The organism is Histidinibacterium lentulum (assembly GCF_003789055.1).
GTDB lineage: Bacteria > Pseudomonadota > Alphaproteobacteria > Rhodobacterales > Rhodobacteraceae > Oceanicola > Oceanicola lentulus.
This window is the reverse complement of sequence record NZ_ML119084.1, coordinates 218150-237521: the sequence shown is the minus strand read 5'-3', so window position 1 is coordinate 237521 and position 19372 is coordinate 218150. Positions and strand designations below refer to the sequence as shown.

Sequence of the window (19372 nt, the reverse complement as noted above, 5' to 3'; positions counted from 1 at the left end):
GGCCGCTGAAAGAAAAAGTAACCTCTCCGGGAGCGTGGCGGGCGCCTGCCCTTGCCAGTGGCGGCCGTGCATCACATCCTGAGAGGGATGACGGAGATGGAACCCGAGAACCTCGTCGGTCGGCTGCTGGTGGCGATGCCCGGGATGGGCGATCCGCGCTTCGAGCAGGCGGTGATCTACATGTGCGCCCATTCGGCGGAGGGCGCGATGGGGCTGATCGTGAACAAGCCGACGCCGGAGGTGAGCTTCCGCGACCTGCTGAAGCAGCTGGAGATCGACCGGGCGCCGGACGCGCGGGATATTCGGGTGCACTACGGCGGGCCGGTGGAGGCGGCGCGGGGCTTCGTGCTGCATTCCTCGGACTATCGCTCGGAGGGGGCGACGCTGCCGGTGGACGGGGAGATCGGGCTGACGGCGACGCTCGACGTGCTGGAGGAACTGGCGCAGGGGCGGGGGCCGTCGTCCTCGCTCCTGGCGCTGGGGTATTCCGGCTGGGGGCCGGGGCAGCTCGAGGGGGAGATCGGGCAGAACGGCTGGCTGACCTGCGCCGCGCGGCCGGAGCTGGTCTTCGGTCGGGCCAACGAGCACAAGTGGTCGGGAGCGCTGAAGTCGCTGGGCATCGACCCGCTGCTGCTCTCGGGGGAGGCCGGGCGGGCCTGAGGCGAAGCGTCCACGCGTGGACGGTCGTCTATCCTTTTGAAATGGCTCAAGAATGCTGAAGTTGCAAGTTTCTCCGGACCGGAGTCCGGGAATGGCAGGGACGGCACATCAATCAAGGCGTTGTCTTGATCGTCGTCGGTGTCACGCCCCTGCGTGAGGGCGGTCGGTGGGCCGGGCTGATGCCCGGTCTGCGGGGAGGTCTGCGAGGCCTCCCGACGCGCGGGCCAGGCTGCAGCGGATTGGCGGGACGGGTGCTGCCGGGCCGGGACCCCGGTCCGCGATGCGAGGGCGGAGATGGACCAAGCCGGCGGCGGACACAGCGCGGATCGGCGCATGTCCGGAAATAACGGGATGACTCTCTCCCGAAGGTGAAACACAATTTCCAGAAACTCGCGATCTGAATGAGAATAGCCAGAACTATTCCGCGAGGGAACAGGTGGATTACGTTACGTAAGGGGTTGCTGGCAAGTTATAAGGAGATATTTGAATTCGTCTGCTGAAAGTGGAATTCTCAGAGCAGTAGAAATCGGATCTCTCTGATGAGACTGTGGTTCAGGAAACGGCCACAAGACCTGTCCGAGAAGCGGTCCTCTCCGGATCGGCGGATTCGTGCCGGGCAGAACGGTCGTCCCGGTCTCGCGATTGCCGCTGCGCTGCTGTGCGGGCCGATCGCCCTGATCTCGGTTCCGGCTTTCTGGTTGGCCGGAGTCACGGTTCTGCAGGCGCTGCTTCTGACTTTTCTGTTGCAGCTTGCGGTCTTTGTCGCCGTGGTGGGGATCGGGTGCTGGCGATCCTCCGGCCGTCACGCAGAAAGCCCCTGGGACCCGGACCGGGAGACCCGGGTCGCGCCGGATCTCGACATCTGGCATTCCTATTCCGCGCTCGAGAATCACGGACATTGCCAACGGGTCGCACTGATCGGACAGGCCTGTGTTCAGAACCGGCAAATTGCCACCGACCTGGCCCAGCTCGGATACGATATTCACCACACCACCGCCGTCGACGACATTTTCGAGATCATTCGGATGCACCCGACGGAATGGAATTTCCTGATCGTCGATCTCGACCTGTTCGATACGCTCGAGGGCGGCGTCGACGAATTGATGTCTTTCCGAAAGGAGTGTGCGGCGATCCCGGTGCTGCTGCTGTCGGGATCGGTCGGCAGGGACGAACTGTCGGATCATCGTCGCGCGATCGGCGATGTGACCCTGCGCAAGCCGGTCTTCCGCTGCCGGCTGCTGACCGGGATCGACGCCATGAGGTTGAACCGGGAGGGACAGAGGCCGGATTAGGGGCGAGCGGACCTCCGACGCCGCCGGTCGGAGGGCTCCTGGCCTGCCGGGTCAGCAGCCGTCGTTCCGGCTCTCCCCGTCCGGCATGGTCGTGCCGCAGAAGGTGGCGCCGGAGACGCCGGTCGCCCGGAGTGTCGCGCCGGTGAGGTCGGCTCCGGTCAGATCGGCGCCGTCGAGGGTCGCTCCGGTCAGATCCGCCTCGGTGAGCCGGGCGTCGAGAAGGATCGCTTCGCCCAGGTTCGCGCTCTCGAGATAGGCGCCCGACAGGTCCGCGCCGGTCAGGTCGGCCCCGCGCATGGTGGCCTGCGGCAGCCCGGCGCCCGCCAGCGAGGCATCTCGGAGCAGGGCGCCCGTCAGGACGGAATTGCGGATGTTGGCGCGGTCGAGGACGGTCCCGGTCATGTCGGCGCCCTCGAAGCTCGTGAAGGGCATGAAGGCGTCGGCGAGGGTCGCCCCGCGCAGATTGGCGCCGTCGAACACGGCATAGGTGAGATAGGCCTCGGCCAGATCGGCGTCCTGCAGGTCGGCGCCGGAGAGGTCGCAGTCGCGGCAGGCGTTCTCGCTCAGGAGGCGCGCGCGCGGATCGCCCTGCGCGGCCGCGGGAGTGACCCATGTCAGGAGCAGGGCAGGAACGAGGGAGGCGAGGCGCATGTCGGTCGGTCCGGCGTCGGGGCTTGGGTCTGAAACACGGCGGCGGCCGATGCGTTCCTGCCTGACCGAGTATCGGAAGGGAGAGACTGCATGACCGTGAGGATGCTTTGCCGGATCGCACCGGCGCTCTGCGCGCTGGCCCTGTCGCCGGCGCTGGCGCAGGATCAGGAGTCGGGGCGCGTGGGATCGGGCGCGCCGGAGGACTTCTTCATGGAGATCACCCGCGGCGAGGACGGCGCGCCCGTCATCGAGCCGGAGCAGTTCGACCTCGCGCTGGGCGGCTACTACCGGTTCAACGTCGTCTGCCCGGAGGAGCTGACGTCAGAGACGGGCTATCATTTCGAGGTGACGGAGCTGCTCGAGAATTCGCACATCCGCCTCCTGTCCATCGGCGAGACCGACGTGGAGTTCTACATGCAGGGGCTGACGTTCCGGGCCATCCAGTGCGACGAGTCGGGCACCGCGCGGTTCAGCTTTCACCCGATGAGACCGGGGGTCTACCCGATCTACGTCCGCGACCAGGGCGTGCCGCCCGAAGAGGTCTACGGCCGTGTCGTCGTGGAGTAAGGCAACCATGGCGCGCCTTCGGGCGCGCGCCGGGGGCGGGGACGGGCGGAGACGCGGCACCCTGTTCCCGGGATCGTGATGCGGCGGATTCCCGCGGATTTTCCGGGCAGATGGGAGAACGCCCCGGGGTGTTACGTTAGGTAAGAGCTTGATCGCCAGGGCGCGTGTATCAGCTATTGTAATACCTTGTATCGGGTTCCGGCATATGGCTTTTCGTTTCAGTCGCCGGCCGCGCGGCCCGGGCGCGAAGCCAGGGTCCGCGGAAGGGCGCAAGCGACGACAGGACGAGGGTGGCCCCGGCCTCGCGGTCGCGGCGGCACTTCTCTGCGGCCCGCTGGCGCTCGTTTCCGTTCCGGTTCTCTGGTGGTCCGGCACCTCGCTTGCGGGTGCGGTGGTGCTGACCGTGCTGCTGCAGCTCTCGGTCTTTCTGGCGGTGCTGGCGGTCGGTTGCTACCGATCGAAGCGGGCCGGCGCGGGGGGGCTGTCGGAAGGGCCGCAGCATGACCCCGTCGCGCCGGACCTGGCGATCTGGCAGTCCTATTCCCGCCTCGAAGGGGAGGGCGATCCGCCGCGGGTCGCGCTGGTCGCGCCGCCCTCCGTGCAGACTCGGCAGATCGCCACGGATCTCGCCGAGCAGGGCCATGACGTCCAGCACACCACGGATGCCGACGCCATGTTCGATTCCGTCCGGGCGCGTCCGGCGGACTGGCGTTTCATGATCGTCGACCTCGATCTGTTCGACGATCTGGCGGACGGCGTCGACGAGCTGATCTCCTTCCGGCAGGACTGCGCCGCGATCCCCGTCCTTCTGCTGTCGGGATCGGTCAGCCGGGACGAGCTGTCCGGTCATCGCCGGGCGATCGGGGACGCGACGCTGCAGAAGCCGGTGTTCCGTTGCCGGCTGCTGGTCGGCATCGACGCCATGTGGGAGAACCGGCTGGCGGACGACGGGCTGGCGGACGGGCCGAGGGCGCGGGCTCTTCGCCGGGGGTGAGGGACTGCCCGCCTTCGAGGAGAGCGCGATGGAGGAGGCCGGGGGCCGAGCCGGGGCCGGGGCGTCCACACGTGGACGCTGGGTTATCCTGTTGGAATTGTTTGGGAATGTGGAAAGTGGGGATTTTTCCGGACGGGAGTCCGGGAAATAGCGGCGAGCCGACAGCCTCGAGCGGATTTGACAAACTTTGCCAAGATGTGCCATCTTCCTGGCAAGGAGATTGCGACCATGGCCACGATGAATGTTTCCTTGCCCGACCCGATGAAGGCCTGGGTCGAGGACCAGACCCGGGACGGGCGCTACAGCAATGCGAGCGACTATGTCCGCGATCTGATCCGCCGCGATCAGGACCGGCAGCGGGCCATCGCCGAGCTGCAGCGTCTGGTCGACGAGGGGCTGGCAAGCGGTCCGGGCGCGGGGCTGGACGTGGAGGCCTTCCTTGCGCGCAAGCGGGACCGGGATGCCGGACCGGGTGGTCGCTGAGTACCGGCTGTCGCCGGCGGCGCTGACCGATCTGGACGGCATCTGGGACTATGCGGCGCGCACCTGGTCGGTCGGGCAGGCGGAGGCCTATGTCCGGGGGCTTGCGGCGGACCTAGACCTTCTGGTGCAGCACCCGCGCATGGCCCGGGAGCGGCGCGAGACCCGCCCGCCGGAATGTGGAAAGTGGAGATTTCGCAGACTGGAGACCTTAAATGTCGGTTGAGGAAGGAGAGCGGGGTTGGGCTAGGAACATGGAATCGGTTAAGAGCGGTTGCTCGGCCCTCGACGATCTCCCGCCGTGCGCGTGGGCGGCAACGGCGAACAACTAGGATTCATTTGGCCGGCAGAGACGTTGACTGGCAGGAATGCTTCAACCATTTCTGTAGTAAGCGATCCGGTGATCGCCGGAGGGAGTTTAGTGACCGAGACTGAAGTTATAGGTGCTTTCTCCGAGGAGGACGCCACTCGCCTGACTGGCGTGTCGATCTTCCAGCTACGTGACTGGGACCGGTCTGGTTTCTTGCGCCCAAGTTATGCCTCGGAAGATCGGCGACAGGCCTACAGCCGGGTCTACTCGTTCAGGGACATCGTCTCGCTTCGGGTACTGAACGCCCTGAGGAACGATGCCGGCATCCCGATGCAGCACCTCCGCAAGGTCGCAGCAGAGCTCGCGCACTTGGGTGAGAAGAAATGGACTGCGACGACGCTCTTCGTGCTTGGAAAACGTGTTGTCTTTGATGATCCGCGCGACAGCAAGCGCCGGGAGGTGGTTAGCGGGCAGCGCGTGCTCGATATCCCACTCCGGGTCGCGATCTCCGACACAAAACGGGCGATTGAAGAACTGAATCATAGGAGTCATGGCGAGTGCGGTCAGGTTCTGAGCGGTCGCTTTGTGCAGAACAATCAGCCGGTTTTTGAGGGCACGCGAATCCCTGTCGCTTCCGTGAAGCGGTATCTCGAACGTGGGTATGGTACCGACCAGATCCTTGAGGAGTTTCCGGATTTGACTGCTGAAGACGTGGATGCTGCTCGTACGTTCGACGGATCCCATGCCGCCTGATGCTCTCTGGGACAACGACCAGTTTTCTGACTGATCACAACGTTCCGGAGTCTGTCCCAAAACTGCTTATTGATCGCGGTCATGACGTTGTTCGCGTTCGCGAAATCATGCCGGTTGACGCTAAGGACCCTGTGGTGGCTGAGGCGGCCATGCGGGCGGGCCGCACCTTGGTCACATGGGACAAGGACTTCAACCACCAGCGGTTCATGAAACCACGTTTCAATGACCTTAGCCGAATAGGCTTTTCGTGTCCTGAACCAGAAGGTGCCTCGCGACTGCAAGAAGTGCTGGACCTCATCGAGTTCACGTTTGCACGGACCGCTGGCCGGCCGGTCAAAATCCTGGTCGCCAAGGACAAGATCCTCATCCGCTGCTAGTGTTCGCCACCTGACACAAGATTCCCAGCGCTGACATGGTGTGCCATATTCTGGCGCATGAGACGCTCCGATATCTGCCTTTACCTTGGCCCCGCCGACCGCGTTGAACTTGAAGCGCTGACCGCCAACCGCAACACGCCGCGCAAGCTCGTCTGGCGGGCCGAGATCGTCCTTGCCACCGCGGATGGTCACGGCACCTTCGAGATCATGCGGCGCGCACGCACGTCCAAGCCCACGGTCTGGCGGTGGCAGGCGCGGTATCTCGCTGAGGGCGTGGCCGGTCTCAAGCGCGACAAGACGCGGCCCTCGCGCGTGCCGCCATTGCCCATGGAAACAAGGCTGAAGGTCATCGCCAAGACGGTGCAGGAAACCCCGCCCAATGCCACGCACTGGACCCGTGCGCTGATGGCCGAAGCCATGGGTATCTCGCCGTCGAGCGTGGGCCGCATATGGGCGGAGGCCGGTCTCAAGCCGCATGTCATCAAGGGGTTCAAGGTCTCGAACGACCCGATGTTCGAGGAGAAGGTCACCGAGATCGTCGGGCTCTATCTCGATCCGCCAGATCGGGCCGTGGTGCTGTGCGTGGACGAGAAGTCGCAAATCCAGGCGCTCGACCGGACCCAGCCGGGGCTACCGCTCAAGAAGGGGCGCGCCGCCACGATGACCCACGACTACAAGCGCCACGGCACGACCACGCTGTTCGCGGCGCTCGATGTGAAGACAGGCGCGGTCATCGGCGACTGCATGCCGCGCCATCGTGCCAAGGAGTTCGTGAAGTTCCTGCGCAACATCGACAAGACAGTGCCGGCGGGGCGCGATGTCCATCTGGTGCTCGACAACTACGCCACCCACAAGACACCCGAGGTGCGGGCGTGGCTGGACAAGCACCCGCACTTCAGGCTGCACTTCACGCCCACCAGCGCGTCTTGGCTGAACCTGGTCGAACGCTTCTTCGCCGAACTCACGTCCCGGCGCATCCGACGCGGCAGCTATTCCAGCGTCGATGATCTGGAGGCCGCAATCTACGACTATCTGGCGCAGCACAACGAGACGCCGAAGCCCTTCAGATGGACCAAAACCGCCGAAGACATCCTCGCCCGCGAACGCCGCGCGCTGAACGCACTCGATGAAATCCGTGGAAACAGGTAGGAAGCGTCAGACTCGGAACACTAGCAGAGGTCGATGTAAAGGTCCTGCCTAACCCAATCGTCCCCCTACCCCTCCACCCCCATAGCCGCCCTGACAATCGCGCGGGCGCTGTCGGTGGCCCAGTCGGCGCCGCCCTGGAGGCGGGCGAGCTCGGTGCCGTCGCGGTCCAGCAGGATCGTCACGGGCAGGCCCAGAACACCCATCTCGCGGGCGAGGCTCTGCTGGGGGTCGCGGTGGAGGGGGAGGTTGTCGACGGCGATCTCGTCGAAGAAGCGGGCCATGGCGGCCGGCGCGTTGCGGCCGGCGGCGACGGTGACCACGGCGAAGTCCTCGCCGCCAAGCTCTGTCTGGAGCTGGGACAGGGCGGGCATCTCGTGGCGGCAGGGGGCGCACCAGGTGGCCCAGAAGTTCAGGAGCACGACCTGGCCCTCGTAGGCGGCCAGCGTCATCTCGCCGCCGTCGGCGCTTTCGAAGGCGGCGTCGGAGCCAGGCTGGGGCTCTGCGTGGACGGTGAGCTTGCGCATGTCGCCCTCGCGCAGGGGCTCCAGCCCGAGGGGATCGGCGGCGGCCGACAGGGTGAGGCCCGCGTTTGCAACGGCGGCGAGCGCGATATATGCGAGCCCTGCCCTCATCCGCGCGAGGGTCTCAAGCATCCGGGGGCCTGTCATGTCCAATTCCTCCAACGGGTCCAACGCCATGTGGGGCGGCCGGTTCTCCGAGGCGCCCGACGCGGTCATGGAGGCGATCAACGCCTCGATCTCCTTCGATCAGCGTCTGGCGGCCCAGGACATCGCCGGCAGCCGCGCCCATGCCGCGATGCTCGCGGCAGTGGGCATCCTGAGTGATAGGGATGCGGAGGCGATCCGGGAAGGGCTGCTCACGGTCTTGTCGGAGATTGAAACGGGGCAGGCGCGGTTCTCGGCGGCGCTGGAAGACATCCACATGAACGTGGAGGCGCGGCTGACGGAGCTGATCGGGGAGCCCGCGAAGCGGCTGCACACCGCAAGGTCGCGGAACGACCAGGTGGCGACGGATTTCCGGCTGTGGGTGCGCGAGCGCTGCGACGAGGCGGAGGGGCTGCTCGTCACGCTCTTGCGAGCGTGCCTCGCGCAGGCGGAGGCGGGGGCGGACTGGGTGATGCCGGGCTTCACGCACCTCCAGACCGCGCAGCCCGTGACCTGGGGCCATCACATGATGGCCTATGTGGAGATGTTCGCGCGGGATCTGTCGCGGCTGAGGGACGCGCGGGCACGGATGAACGAATGCCCGCTGGGGGCGGCGGCGCTGGCCGGGACGGGCTTTCCCGTCGACCGGGAGATGACGGCGCGGGAGCTGGGGTTCGACCGGCCCATGGCCAATTCGCTGGATGCGGTGTCGGACCGGGATTTCGCGCTGGAGTTTTTGTCGGTAGCGACGATTTCCGCGATGCACCTGAGCCGGCTGGCGGAGGAGCTGGTGATCTGGTCCTCGGCGCAGTTCCGGTTCGTGCGGCTGTCGGATCGCTGGTCCACGGGGTCGTCGATCATGCCGCAGAAAAGGAACCCGGATGCGGCGGAATTGCTGCGCGCGAAGATCGGGCGGATCCTGGGGGCGAACGTGGCGCTCTTGACGGTGATGAAGGGGCTGCCGCTGGCCTATTCGAAGGACATGCAGGAGGACAAGGAGCAGGTCTTCGACGCCTCGGACAGCTGGCTTCTGTCGCTGAGGGCCATGGCGGGGATGGTGGCGGACATGACGGCCGAGCGCGAGACGCTCAGGGCGGCGGCGGCGTCGGGGTTCTCCACGGCGACGGATCTGGCGGACTGGCTCGTGCGGGAGCTGGGGCTGCCGTTCCGGGAGGCGCATCATGTGACGGGGGCGCTTGTGGCCATGGCGGAGGCGAGGGGCTGCGAGCTGGCGGAGCTGTCGCTCGGGGAGATGCGGGGCGTGCATGGCGGGATCACCGAGGGCGTGTTCGGGGTGCTGACGGTGGAGGCCTCGGTGGCCTCGCGGCGGTCCTACGGCGGGACGGCGCCGGAGCGGGTCAGGGAGCAGGTGGCGCGGTGGCGGGAGGTTCTGGGATGAGGTGGCTGATGCTGTGTCTCGCGCTCGCGGCCTGCGGGGCGGATGGCGAGCCGGAGCGGCCCGGCGACGGGCCGGGGCCGCAGGTCGGCACGATCGGGGGGCTGTGAGGGATGTCGGGTCTGAGGATCGTCTATCTGGCGCTCGCGATCTGGGGCGCGGTGCATCCGATGTACTGGTTCGTGACCTTCTGGCAGACGGAAGGCTGGTCGCTGCGGCTGCTGATCGACTCCTGGTATGTCAACGCGGGGTCCACGGGGCTGGTGTGGGACCTGACCATCGCGGCGATCGCGCTGACGGTCTGGGTGATCGCGGAGGTCTGGGTGCGGCGGAACTGGCTGGGGCTGCTGGCGATCCCCGCGACCTTCTGTATCGGGTTGAGCTGCGGTCTGCCGCTCTATCTGTTCCTGCGGACGCGGGCCGTGTAGGGGGCGCTGCCCCCGTCCGGCTGCGCCGGACTCCCCCGGGAGTATTTCAGGCCAGAAAAGCGGGGGGCGGGGGCGCTGGCGAGGCAGGGCCGAGACGAGGGGCGCGGGATGGATCATTTTCTCTACCGGGACGGCCAGCTGATGGCCGAGGACGTGCCGCTGCGGGAGATCGCGGAGGCGGTGGGCACGCCGGCTTACGTCTATTCCACGGCGACGCTCCTGCGGCATTACCGGCTGTTCGACGAGGCGCTGGCCTGGGGGCCGCACCTGGTGTGCTTTGCCGTGAAATCGCTGTCGAACGTGGCGATCCTGACGCTGCTGGGCCGCGAGGGCGCGGGGATGGATGTGGTGTCGGCCGGGGAATACCTGCGCGCGAAGGCGGCGGGCGTGCCCGGCGAGCGGATCGTCTTTTCGGGCGTAGGCAAGACGCGGGAGGAGATGCGCATCGTTCTGGAGGGGGGCGTCCGGCAGGTGAACCTCGAGAGCGAGCCCGAGATGGCGGCGCTGTCGGAGGTGGCCGTGTCGATGGGCGTCGAGGTGCCCGTGACCGTGCGGGTCAACCCGGACGTGGACGCGAAGACCCATGCCAAGATCGCCACGGGCAAGTCGGAGAACAAGTTCGGCGTGCCCATTTCGCGGGCAGTCGAGGTCTATGCCGAGGCGGCCGCGCTGCCGGGGCTGCGCGTCGTGGGGATCGACGTGCATATCGGCAGCCAGCTGACCGACCTCGCCCCGTTCGAGGCGGTCTACGCCAAGGTGGCGGACCTGACGGGGGTCCTGCGGGCGGAGGGCCATGCCATCGAGCGGCTCGATCTGGGCGGGGGGCTGGGGATTCCCTACACCCGGTCGAACGAGGTACCGCCCTTGCCGCGCGACTACGGCGCGCTGATCGAGCGGACAGTTGGGCATCTGGGCTGCGAGGTGGAGATCGAGCCGGGACGGCTGATCTCGGGCAATGCGGGCGTGCTGCTGAGCCGGGTGATCTATGTGAAGACAGGGGAGGACAGGGATTTCCTGATCCTCGACGGGGCGATGAACGACCTGATCCGTCCCGCCATGTACGACGCCTGGCACGATATCGTGCCCGTGGCGGAGCCGGTGGCGGGCGCGCCCACGCGGGCCTTCGACATCGTGGGGCCGGTCTGCGAGACCGGCGACACCTTCGCGCGGGGCCGCGAGATGCCCGAGGTGGGCGAGGGCGATCTGGTGGCCTTCCGGTCCGCCGGGGCCTATGGCGCGGTGATGGCGAGCGAATACAATTCGCGCCCGCTTGTGCCGGAGGTGCTGGTGGACGGCGATCACTTTGCGGTCATCCGCCGGCGCCCGACGATTGACGAGATGATCGCACGCGATAGCCTTCCCCCATGGCTCTGAGCGCCCTACCTTCGGGGTGAGAGCCGCTGGGAGTGCCGTTCTGTCCTACGATGCCGAAGACCTGTCGCACCTGAACCGACCCATCGCGCTGACCCGAGCGGGCCTCGTGGCCGAACGGGTGACGCGGAGTTTCTGGCCCGTCTGGACGATCCTGTTCCTTGCGCTGGCCCCGCTCATGATGGGCTGGCACGACCTTCTGCCGCTGGAGGCCTTCTGGGCGCTGGCGGTGCTGGCCGTCGTGTCCCTGGGCGTGGCGCTGTGGCGCGGGTGGAGCGGCTTCCGCTGGCCGAGCGCGGAGGAGGCGCGGGCGCGCGTGGATGCGACGCTGCCGGGGCGGCCGCTGACGGCGCTGGCGGATGCGCAGGCCGTGGGGGCCGCGGATGCGGGCTCCGCCGGTGTGTGGCGCGTGCATCTCGAGCGGATGCGGGAGCGCAGCCGGGCGGCGCGGGCCGTGGAGCCCGACCTGCGGGTCTCGCGGCTCGACCGCTACGGGCTGCGCTACATGGCGCTGATCGCCTTCGTGGCGGCGCTGCTCTTCGGCTCCGTCTGGCGGGTGGGCAGTGTCGCCGACATGGCGCCGGGGGCGGGCGATCCGGTGCTGGCGACGGGTCCGGTCTGGGAGGGCTGGGCCGAGCCGCCGGGTTATACCGGCAAGCCCACGCTCTATCTCAACGACATTCCGGCGGGACCGCTGAGCCTTCCCGAGGGGTCGGAGATCACGCTGCGCCTTTACGGCGATGCCGGGGCGCTCCGGGTCACGCAGTCCGTGGCGCCGGTGTCTCCGGTCGCCGCGCCGGCGGATGCGGACGGGGGCGCGGAGGACGAGACCGCCGCGCTCGATCCCGGGGAGCGGCCCGAGCAGCGATTCGCCGTGGCGTCGAGCGGGCGGATCGCCGTGGAGGGCCCGGGCGGCCGCGCCTGGGAGGTCACGGTGATCCCCGATGCCGCGCCGGTCGTTGAGATCCTGGGCGAGGTCGAGGTCGAGGCGCTGGGCGAGATGAGCCAGCGGTTCCGGGCCGAGGACGACCATGGCGTGACCGGGGGGCGGGCGGTGGTGACGCTCGATCTCGGGGCCGTCGACCGGCGGTTCGGACTTGCCGCGGAGCCGCAGGAGCGGGAGCCGATCGTGGTCGATCTGCCGATGCCCTTCGCCGGGGACCGGGGGGCCTTCGAAGAGGCGATGATCGACGACTTCTCGCAGCATCCCTGGGCCAATCTGCCGGTGGTGCTGACGATGGAGGTCGAGGATGCGCCGGGCCAGACCGGCGTCTCGGAGCCGCGCGAGATGGTGCTGCCGGGACGGCGGTTCTTTCAGCCCGTCGCGAGGGCCGTGATCGAGGTGCGGCGGGACCTCTTGTGGTCGAAGGGCAATGCGCAGAGATCCGCGGACCTGCTGAAGGCCATCGCGCACCGGCCCGAGGACCGGCTGATCCGGTCCGAGACCTCCTATCTGCGGCTTCGGGTGATCACCCGGAGGCTCGACGCCATGGCGCGGTTCGGGATGGACGACGAGGGCCAGGAGGAGATCGCTTCGGCGCTGTGGGATCTGGCGATCCAGCTCGAGGACGGCACGCTGGCGGATGCGCGGGAGCGGCTGCGGCGGGCGCAGGAGCGGCTGTCGGAGGCCATGCGCAACGGCGCCAGCGACGAGGAGATCGCCGAGCTGATGCAGGAGCTGCGCGAGGCGGTGGACGACTATACCCGGATGCTGGCGCAGCAGTCGGACCCCTCGGGCGACGGCACCGACCAGCCGCAGACCGCGGAGGGCGAGAGCTTCGAGTTCAGCCAGGACGAGCTTCAGGCGCTGATGGACCGCATCCAGGAGCTGATGGAAGAGGGCCGCATGGCCGAGGCCCAGGAGCTGATGGAGCAGCTCAACCAGCTGATGGAGAACATGCAGGTCACGCAGGGCGAGGGCGGCCAGGGGCAGCAGTCGCCCGGCCAGCAGTCGATGCAGGACCTGAGCGAGACGCTGCGCGACCAGCAGGGGCTCAGCGACGAGGCGTTCCGCGACCTGCAGGAGCAGTTCGGTCAGGGCCAGCCACAGCAGGGGCAGCCCGGCCAGCAGGGGCAGGGGCAGCAGGGGCAGCAGAACGGACAGAACCAGCAGCCGGGTCAGGGCAGCCCCGGCGAGGGCCAGGAAGGCGGTCCGGGTGGCGAGCAGAGCCTTGCGGACCGGCAGCGCGCCCTGCGGCAGGAGCTGGAGCGCCAGCGCTCGGAGCTGCCGAACCTGGGTGGCGAGGCCGCGGACGGTGCGCGGGAGTCGCTCGACCGGGCCGATCGGGCCATGGACGGCGCCGAGGACGCCTTGCGCGAGGGCGACATGGCCGAGGCCATCGACCGGCAGTCCGAGGCGATGGACGCCCTGCGGGAGGGCATCCGGAGCCTGGGCCAGGCCCTGGCCGAGAACCAGCAGGATGGCCAGCCCGGGCAGGGTCAGGCCGATGGCAGCCAGACCGGCCGGGTCGAGCCGATGCGGCGCGACCCGCTCGGCCGCCAGCTTGGCGAAAGCGGGCAGTTCGGGACGGAAGAGAACATGCTCCAGGGCGAGGATGTCTATCGCCGGGCGGAGGAGCTTCTGGACGAGCTGCGGCGGAGATCCTCCGAGCAGGAGCGGCCCGAGGAGGAGCTCGACTACCTGCGGCGGCTGCTGAAGCGCTTCTAGGACATTGCCCGCGGGGCCGGCTGCCGGGCGTTGCGCCCGGGGCAGGCTGCGGGGGCAGGCGGATCACTTGCGACCGGAGCCGATCGGGCATGGACCGGGTCATCTGCCTGGCGGTCCGCGCGAAGGACCGTCTTCCCGCACGCGCGCGGCGGTTCGCGGCGGGTGCCGGTCGCCGGGCGCGAGGTCCGGGACATGGGATCGGGACGCGCGGGGATCAGCCGGGGTCGGGAGGCGAGAGGCGCGTGGTCAGGGACTGGACGGAGTTGTCGAGCGAGAGTCTCAGACCGTCCACGGTCTCGGTATAGGCGGCGAGAGGGGGCGAGAGGGACGGCACTGCCTCGGCGATGCGGGGCGCGTAGACATAGACCAGTGTCGCCGCCGCCGCGATCAGCATGACGATGCCGAACCCGTAGCGAAAGCCCTGCCGGTAGCGCAGGGCCGCCTGCTCCTCGGCGGTCCTGTCGGAGGCGCGGGGCGCGGGGTCCGCCCCGAGCCTGCGATTGATGTCGTCCACATCGGGGAGCCGTTCGCGCCGGGGTTGCGGCGCGGGCGCGGGCCGGCGCGCCGGGGAGGCCGGCTCGGCGAGCGGCAGGTCCTCCTGGCGTTCCATGGGTTCGGGCGCGGAAGCGCGGCGCAGGGCCTCGGAGGTGGCCCGCTCCTCGCGCAGCACGGAGGCCACGGCGGGGTCGAGCCTGCGTCGGGGCGCCGGCTGGCCCGGATCGGGATGGGGCGCCTCGGGATCGGGCGGCGGCCGGCCCGGACGCGGGGCGTCGGGATCGGGCTGGGCGCGGTCCCGGGCGGTCTCGGCGGGCGCGGCGGGACGCGGCGCGCGGGGCGGGCGCGGAGCGGGCGGCTCCGCAGGCTCCGCGGTCTCGGCCGCGGCGGCGCCCGCCTCGAACCAGGTGTGACCGCAATTGGAGCATTGCACGTCGCGCCCGCTGTCGGGGATCGCGTCGTCGGGGACCTCGTACTCCGCCCCGCAATTGGGGCAAGTCAGCCTCATGCCCGTAATCCTTGCTGCCCGTTCCCCGGTCGGCGCGCGTCCGGCGCCTTTGCGCGGGAGAATGCCCCAAAGCCATGGCGAATGCAAAGCCGGCGCGCGATTGCAAGCCCCGGTCCCTTGGGGCAGAACGACCGGCGACGGCAATGCGGGGTCCCCGGGGTGATCGAGCTCGATCGTGTGGCGTATTCCTACGGCGGGGGCGAGCTTTTCTCGGACCTCTCGCTCGCGCTCGGTCCGGGGACGTTCCATTTCCTGACCGGGCCATCGGGGGCGGGCAAGACCACGCTGCTGAAGCTCTGCTATGCCGAGTTGCGGCCCACGGCGGGGCAGGTGCGCCTCTTCGGGGAGGAGGTGCGGGCCATGGACCGCGACCGCGTGGCGCTGGCGCGGCGGCGCATCGGGGTGGTTCACCAGGATTGCCAGTTCCTCGACCATTTGCCGCTCAAGGAGAACGTGGCCCTGCCGCTGACGGTCTCGGGCCGGGGCGGAGCGGAGGACGAGGACCTCGCCGCGCTCCTGTCCTGGGTCGGGCTGAGCCGGCAGGCGGAGCAGCTTCCGCCGGAGCTTTCGGGCGGCGAGCGGCAGCGCGCGGCGCTCGCGCGGGCGATCATCCTGAGCCCCGACGTGATCCTGGCGGACGAGCCAACGGGCAACATCGACTGGGAGATGTCGCAGCGGCTGCTGGCGCTGCTCGTCGAGCTGAACCGGATGGGCAAGGCGGTCCTGGTGGCGACCCATGACCTGCAGCTGATCCGCGCGGCGAAGGCACAGGTGCAGGCCCGGGTGCTGCGGCTGAAGGACCGGCGGCTGGTGGCGGCGGGGGCGGACCTGTGAGCGTGGCGGGGCGGGTCGGCGACCTGGTGAAAGGCGATCCCCATGCCGACCGGGTGGTGCCGCCCACCGGTTTCACCGCGCGGCTGACGGTGTTCACTTCGGCGGCGATGGCCTTCCTTGCGGTCTTCGCGCTCGCGCTGTCGATGGCGACGGGGCGCCTTGCCGACCGCTGGGCGGAGGAGCTGGCGCGATCCTCGACGCTGCGGATCTCGGCGCCGGAGGGTCAGGTGGCGGCGCAGACCGCCGCTGCGCTGCGGGTGCTGGAGACGACGCCGGGCATCGCCTCGGCCCGCGCCCTGCCGGTGGAGGAGACGCGGGCGCTGCTCGAGCCCTGGTTCGGGCCGGACCTGCCGGTGGAGGCGCTGCCGATCCCGCAGCTGATCGAGGTGGTTGAGACCGGCGAGGGCTATGACGCCACCGGGCTGCGCGCCCGGCTGCAGGCGGAGGTTCCGGGCGCGGTGCTCGACGATCACACGCGCTGGCGCGATCCTCTGGTCGATGCGGCGTCGCGGCTGCGGACGCTGGGCCTGACCGCGCTCCTGCTCATTGCGGGGGCGACGGCGGCGATGATCACGCTGGCCGCCCAGGCGGCGCTGGCGGCGAACGACCAGGTGATCCGGGTGCTGCGCCTCGTGGGCGCCAAGGACAGCTATATCGCCCGGGCCTTCGTGCGGCGGTTCACCATGCGCGCGCTCGCGGGGGCTGCGGCGGGGACCGTTCTGGGCATGGCGGCGATCTGGCTCCTGCCCGATGCGGACCCGGCGGGGGGCTTTCTGACCGGGCTCGGGTTTCGCGGGGCGGGGTGGCTCTGGCCCCTGCTGATCCCGCTTCTGGCGGCGCTCGTGGCCTTCGCCGCGACGCGCTTCGCCGCGCTCAGGTCACTGGGGGAGCGGTCATGACGGTCGTGCAGACGCTGCGGGCGCTGGTCTTCATCGGGCAGATGTATCTGATGATGCTGCCCATCGCGCTGATCTACCTGCCCTGGGCCGTGGCCTCGCGCCGGGGGGCTGTGGCGGGCGCGCAGGCCTATTGCGCCTGGGTGCGCTGGACGGCCGCCTGGATGGTGGGCATCCGCACCGAGGTGCGCGGACAGCCGCCCGAGGGAGAGGTTCTGGTCGCGGCCAAGCACCAGAGTTTCCTCGACATCATCCTGATCTTCAGCGCCATGCCGCGGCCGAAGTTCATCATGAAGCGCGAACTGGTCTGGGCGCCGATCCTGGGGCAGTACGCGCTCAGGATGGGCTGCATTCCCGTCGATCGCGGCAAGCGCGGCGAGGCGATGCGCAAGATGGTGGCCGATGTGCGCGCGGGACGCGCCGATCCGGGGCAGCTCATCATCTATCCGCAGGGCACGCGGATCGCGCCGGGCGTGCGGGCGCCCTACAAGATGGGGACCGCGGCGCTTTACGAGGAACTGGGCCAGCCCTGCGTGCCGGTGGCCACCAACGTGGGCCTCTTCTGGCCGCGGAGGGGCATCCGGAGGACGCCGGGCCTTGCGGTCGTGGAGTTCCTGCCGCCGATCCCCGAGGGGTTGCCGCCGCGGGAGTTCATGGCGAAGCTGGAGGCGGTGATCGAGCCGCGGTCGAACATGCTGATGGCGGAGGCGGGCTTTGCCCCGATCAGGGAGGACGAGGATGGACTGGATCACTGACATCGAGGCTCTGGAGGCGCTCTACGATGTGCCGGTGCCGGCCTCGCTGGACAAGGTCGCGGACCGGCTGACCCCGGCCTACCGGCGCTGGATCGAGGCCTCGCGCTTCGTCATCCTGTCCACGGTCGGCCCCGAAGGCACGGATGCGAGTCCGAGGGGGGACGCGGGGCCGGTGGTGCGGGTCGCGGACGACCGGACGCTGCTGCTGCCGGACTGGCGCGGCAACAACCGGATGGATTCGCTGCGCAACATCGTGCGGGACGGGCGGGTCTCGCTGCTGTTCATGGTGCCCGGCGCGCAGAACGTGGTGCGGGTGAACGGGCGGGCGCGGGTGAGCGCCGACGCGGGACTGACGGGGCTTTTCGAGCAGGCCGGGCGGCATCCGCGCACGGTGGTCGAGATCGCCGTGGGGGAGGTCTATTTCCAGTGCGCCAAGGCGGTGATGCGGTCCGGCCTCTGGAGTTCCGGAGACGAGAGCGGGTCCGTGCCGACGGCCGGGGAGTTCCTGAAGGAACGCGCCGTGGTGGAGGACGCCGAAGGGTATGACGCCGGGTATCCGGAGTATGCGGCGCCGCGGATGTGGTGAGGGCCTGCGCCCCGCGCCGCGGCTCAGCCGATGGGGCAGTCCATCACGTCGAGGTCGATGGCGTACTTGATGCCGGGGCCGTAGGCGTGGCCGCTCATGTCGATGTAGAGCCGCGCGCGCTTGGTGAAGACGTCGGCGTCGGAGAAGTCGCCGGAGGAGACGCTCTTGTCGACGCGGGCGCCCGAGAAGAGCACGCAGTCGGTCAGGAAATCGAGGACGTAACCGTTGAACTCGAGCGCGGGGAAGGTGTCGCCGGGGATGTCTGGATAGGTGATCGTCACCCGGCTGTCGGAGATGTCGACGATGGCGGGGACGATGTCCCAGCCGTTCTGCGGGCCCTCGGGGCCGAGACCGTATTCCACGCCGGGGCCGACCACCGCGACGTGCCGGTCGCCGAGAAACGTAGGGTCGTCCTCGGTCTCCTCGTAGAGGAGCCCGCCGAAGGTCACGGTGCGGCCTTCGAGCCCGCCGGGGGCGGTCTGGGCGGCGGCGGCGGTGGCGAAGGCCGCGAGCGCGGCCGCGAGGGGGAACGCGCTGCGGCGGGGGCGGGTCACGCGGCGAGGCCCTTCGAGCCGATGGCCAGGTATTTCTTGCGCCGCGCGTCGCGGAGCGCGGTGCCGTCCTTGCCGTAGAGCTCCTTCAGCATGGCGGCGATGGCGTCGCCCACGGCGAAGATCGCGGCCTCGGGGGCGCGGTGGGCGCCGCCCGCGGGCTCGCGGATGATGCGGTCGCAGACGCCCAGTTCCTTCAGGTCCTGGGCGGTGAGACGCAGGGCCTCGGCGGCCTCGCGCATCTTCTCGGCGTCCTTCCAGAGGATCGAGGCGCAGCCTTCGGGGGAGATCACGGAATAGATCGCGTGTTCCAGCATCGCCACGCGATTGGCGGTGGCGAAGGCCACGGCCCCGCCCGAACCGCCCTCGCCGATGATGACGCTCACGAGCGGCACCTTGAGCGCGAGGCAGGTTTCGGTCGCGCGGGCGATGGCCTCGGACTGGCCGCGCTCCTCGGCGCCCTTGCCGGGATAGGCACCGGGGGTGTCCACCAGCGTCACCACGGGCAGGCCGAAGCGGTCGGCCATCTGCATCAGGCGGATCGCCTTGCGGTAGCCCTCGGGGCGGGCCATGCCGAAATTGCGTTCGAGCCGGGAGCGGGTGTCGTTGCCCTTTTCGTGGCCGATCACCATGACGGGCCGCCCGTCGAGCCGCGCCAGCCCGCCCATCACCGCCTGGTCGTCTGCGAAGTTGCGATCCCCGGCGAGCGGCGTCCATTCGGTGAAGAGCGCCTCGATGTAGTCCTTGCAATGGGGTCGCTCGGGGTGGCGCGCGACCTGGCATTTGCGCCAGGGGCTGAGCCCGGCATAGAGCGATTTCAGAAGATCCGCGGCCTTGCGGTCGAGCGCCGCGGCCTCGTCCTCCACGTCCATGTCCTCGTTCGCGCGGCCCATGGCGCGCAGTTCCGCGGCCTTGCCCTCGATCTCGGCCAGCGGTTTCTCGAAGTCGAGGTAATGGGTCATGGGAGTCCGGGCGTCTGCTGCTCT

General features: G+C 69.1%; 22 protein-coding genes. 17 read left to right on the top strand and 5 right to left on the bottom strand.

The features are described 5' to 3' along the window. The first annotated feature begins 96 nt into the window (after window positions 1-96). Window positions 97-660: a YqgE/AlgH family protein gene (locus EAT49_RS09440; RefSeq protein WP_123642072.1), complete on the top strand. Its 564-nt coding sequence runs from the start codon at window positions 97-99 to the stop codon at window positions 658-660. Between the two features lie 539 nt (window positions 661-1199). Then, window positions 1200-1952, top strand: a complete 753-nt coding sequence (locus tag EAT49_RS09435) for a hypothetical protein (protein WP_123642071.1) — start codon at window positions 1200-1202, stop codon at window positions 1950-1952. Window positions 1953-2003: 51 nt separating this feature from the next. Here the strand turns inward: EAT49_RS09435 and EAT49_RS09430 are convergent, their stop codons facing one another. Then, window positions 2004-2603 carry a pentapeptide repeat-containing protein gene (locus EAT49_RS09430; protein ID WP_123642070.1) on the bottom strand — a complete coding sequence of 200 codons (600 nt, stop codon included), beginning with the start codon at window positions 2601-2603 and terminating at the stop codon, window positions 2004-2006. A 90-nt stretch (window positions 2604-2693) separates the two neighbouring features. Between EAT49_RS09430 and EAT49_RS09425 the strand changes: the two genes are divergently transcribed. From EAT49_RS09425 to EAT49_RS09395, 7 genes are all read left to right on the top strand, one after another. Then, the gene (locus EAT49_RS09425) at window positions 2694-3170 is read left to right on the top strand and encodes a hypothetical protein (protein WP_123642069.1); all 477 of its coding nucleotides are present in this window, start codon (window positions 2694-2696) and stop codon (window positions 3168-3170) included. A gap of 205 nt (window positions 3171-3375) precedes the next feature. Continuing rightward, window positions 3376-4164 (top strand): hypothetical protein, encoded by a 789-nt coding sequence (locus EAT49_RS09420; protein WP_123642068.1) that lies wholly within the window; start codon window positions 3376-3378, stop codon window positions 4162-4164. A 228-nt stretch (window positions 4165-4392) separates the two neighbouring features. Continuing rightward, window positions 4393-4647: a type II toxin-antitoxin system ParD family antitoxin gene (locus tag EAT49_RS09415; protein ID WP_123642067.1), complete on the top strand. Its 255-nt coding sequence runs from the start codon at window positions 4393-4395 to the stop codon at window positions 4645-4647. Beyond that, complete coding sequence (locus EAT49_RS09410) at window positions 4625-4870, top strand: type II toxin-antitoxin system RelE/ParE family toxin (RefSeq protein WP_123642066.1); 246 nt, start codon at window positions 4625-4627, stop codon at window positions 4868-4870. Before EAT49_RS09415 ends, EAT49_RS09410 begins: the two co-directional genes overlap by 23 nt. A gap of 195 nt (window positions 4871-5065) precedes the next feature. Further along, window positions 5066-5707: a DUF433 domain-containing protein gene (locus EAT49_RS09405; protein WP_185020713.1), complete on the top strand. Its 642-nt coding sequence runs from the start codon at window positions 5066-5068 to the stop codon at window positions 5705-5707. Beyond that, window positions 5707-6084, top strand: a complete 378-nt coding sequence (locus tag EAT49_RS21120; protein ID WP_185020712.1) for a DUF5615 family PIN-like protein — start codon at window positions 5707-5709, stop codon at window positions 6082-6084. Before EAT49_RS09405 ends, EAT49_RS21120 begins: the two co-directional genes overlap by 1 nt. A gap of 57 nt (window positions 6085-6141) precedes the next feature. Next, window positions 6142-7233 carry an IS630 family transposase gene (locus EAT49_RS09395; RefSeq protein ID WP_123642063.1) on the top strand — a complete coding sequence of 364 codons (1092 nt, stop codon included), beginning with the start codon at window positions 6142-6144 and terminating at the stop codon, window positions 7231-7233. Window positions 7234-7298: 65 nt separating this feature from the next. Here EAT49_RS09395 and EAT49_RS09390 read toward each other — a convergent pair whose 3' ends face one another. Beyond that, window positions 7299-7886 (bottom strand): TlpA family protein disulfide reductase, encoded by a 588-nt coding sequence (locus EAT49_RS09390; RefSeq protein WP_246003809.1) that lies wholly within the window; start codon window positions 7884-7886, stop codon window positions 7299-7301. A gap of 13 nt (window positions 7887-7899) precedes the next feature. Here EAT49_RS09390 and argH point away from each other — a divergent pair, with 13 nt between their 5' ends. The 4 genes from argH (at window position 7900) to EAT49_RS09370 (ending at window position 13761) form a co-directional block, all read left to right on the top strand. Continuing rightward, window positions 7900-9297 carry an argininosuccinate lyase gene (gene argH, locus EAT49_RS09385; RefSeq protein WP_246003808.1) on the top strand — a complete coding sequence of 466 codons (1398 nt, stop codon included), beginning with the start codon at window positions 7900-7902 and terminating at the stop codon, window positions 9295-9297. 110 nt (window positions 9298-9407) lie between these two features. Next, on the top strand, window positions 9408-9722 hold the full coding sequence (locus EAT49_RS09380) for a DUF2834 domain-containing protein (RefSeq protein ID WP_123642061.1): 315 nt from the start codon (window positions 9408-9410) through the stop codon (window positions 9720-9722). A gap of 108 nt (window positions 9723-9830) precedes the next feature. Beyond that, window positions 9831-11096, top strand: coding sequence for a diaminopimelate decarboxylase (lysA, locus tag EAT49_RS09375; RefSeq protein WP_123642060.1), 1266 nt, complete (start codon window positions 9831-9833; stop codon window positions 11094-11096). 16 nt (window positions 11097-11112) lie between these two features. Continuing rightward, window positions 11113-13761 carry a TIGR02302 family protein gene (locus EAT49_RS09370; RefSeq protein ID WP_425459519.1) on the top strand — a complete coding sequence of 883 codons (2649 nt, stop codon included), beginning with the start codon at window positions 11113-11115 and terminating at the stop codon, window positions 13759-13761. Between the two features lie 214 nt (window positions 13762-13975). On the opposite strand, the gene EAT49_RS09365 is transcribed toward EAT49_RS09370, so the two are convergent. Next, window positions 13976-14764, bottom strand: a complete 789-nt coding sequence (locus EAT49_RS09365) for a zinc-ribbon domain-containing protein (RefSeq protein WP_123642059.1) — start codon at window positions 14762-14764, stop codon at window positions 13976-13978. Between the two features lie 159 nt (window positions 14765-14923). On the opposite strand from EAT49_RS09365, the gene EAT49_RS09360 reads away from it, so the two are divergent. From EAT49_RS09360 to EAT49_RS09345, 4 genes are read left to right on the top strand one after another with little or no spacing between them, the layout of a single operon-like run. Then, entirely contained in the window at window positions 14924-15598 is a 675-nt protein-coding gene (locus EAT49_RS09360) for a cell division ATP-binding protein FtsE (RefSeq protein WP_123642058.1), read from the top strand. Window positions 15599-15600: 2 nt separating this feature from the next. Further along, window positions 15601-16497 (top strand): cell division protein FtsX, encoded by an 897-nt coding sequence (locus EAT49_RS09355; RefSeq protein ID WP_246003807.1) that lies wholly within the window; start codon window positions 15601-15603, stop codon window positions 16495-16497. Next, window positions 16494-17249: a lysophospholipid acyltransferase family protein gene (locus EAT49_RS09350; RefSeq protein WP_123642056.1), complete on the top strand. Its 756-nt coding sequence runs from the start codon at window positions 16494-16496 to the stop codon at window positions 17247-17249. Before EAT49_RS09355 ends, EAT49_RS09350 begins: the two co-directional genes overlap by 4 nt. After that, the gene (locus EAT49_RS09345) at window positions 17233-17835 is read left to right on the top strand and encodes a pyridoxamine 5'-phosphate oxidase family protein (RefSeq protein WP_123642055.1); all 603 of its coding nucleotides are present in this window, start codon (window positions 17233-17235) and stop codon (window positions 17833-17835) included. The genes EAT49_RS09350 and EAT49_RS09345 overlap by 17 nt, the downstream gene beginning before the upstream one ends. A 23-nt stretch (window positions 17836-17858) precedes the next feature. Here the strand turns inward: EAT49_RS09345 and EAT49_RS09340 are convergent, their stop codons facing one another. Beyond that, a complete protein-coding gene (locus EAT49_RS09340) occupies window positions 17859-18389 on the bottom strand; it encodes a hypothetical protein (RefSeq protein WP_185020711.1) in 531 nt (176 codons plus the stop codon). Further along, window positions 18386-19348: an acetyl-CoA carboxylase carboxyltransferase subunit alpha gene (locus EAT49_RS09335; RefSeq protein ID WP_123642054.1), complete on the bottom strand. Its 963-nt coding sequence runs from the start codon at window positions 19346-19348 to the stop codon at window positions 18386-18388. Before EAT49_RS09335 ends, EAT49_RS09340 begins: the two co-directional genes overlap by 4 nt. Window positions 19349-19372: the final 24 nt, after the last annotated feature.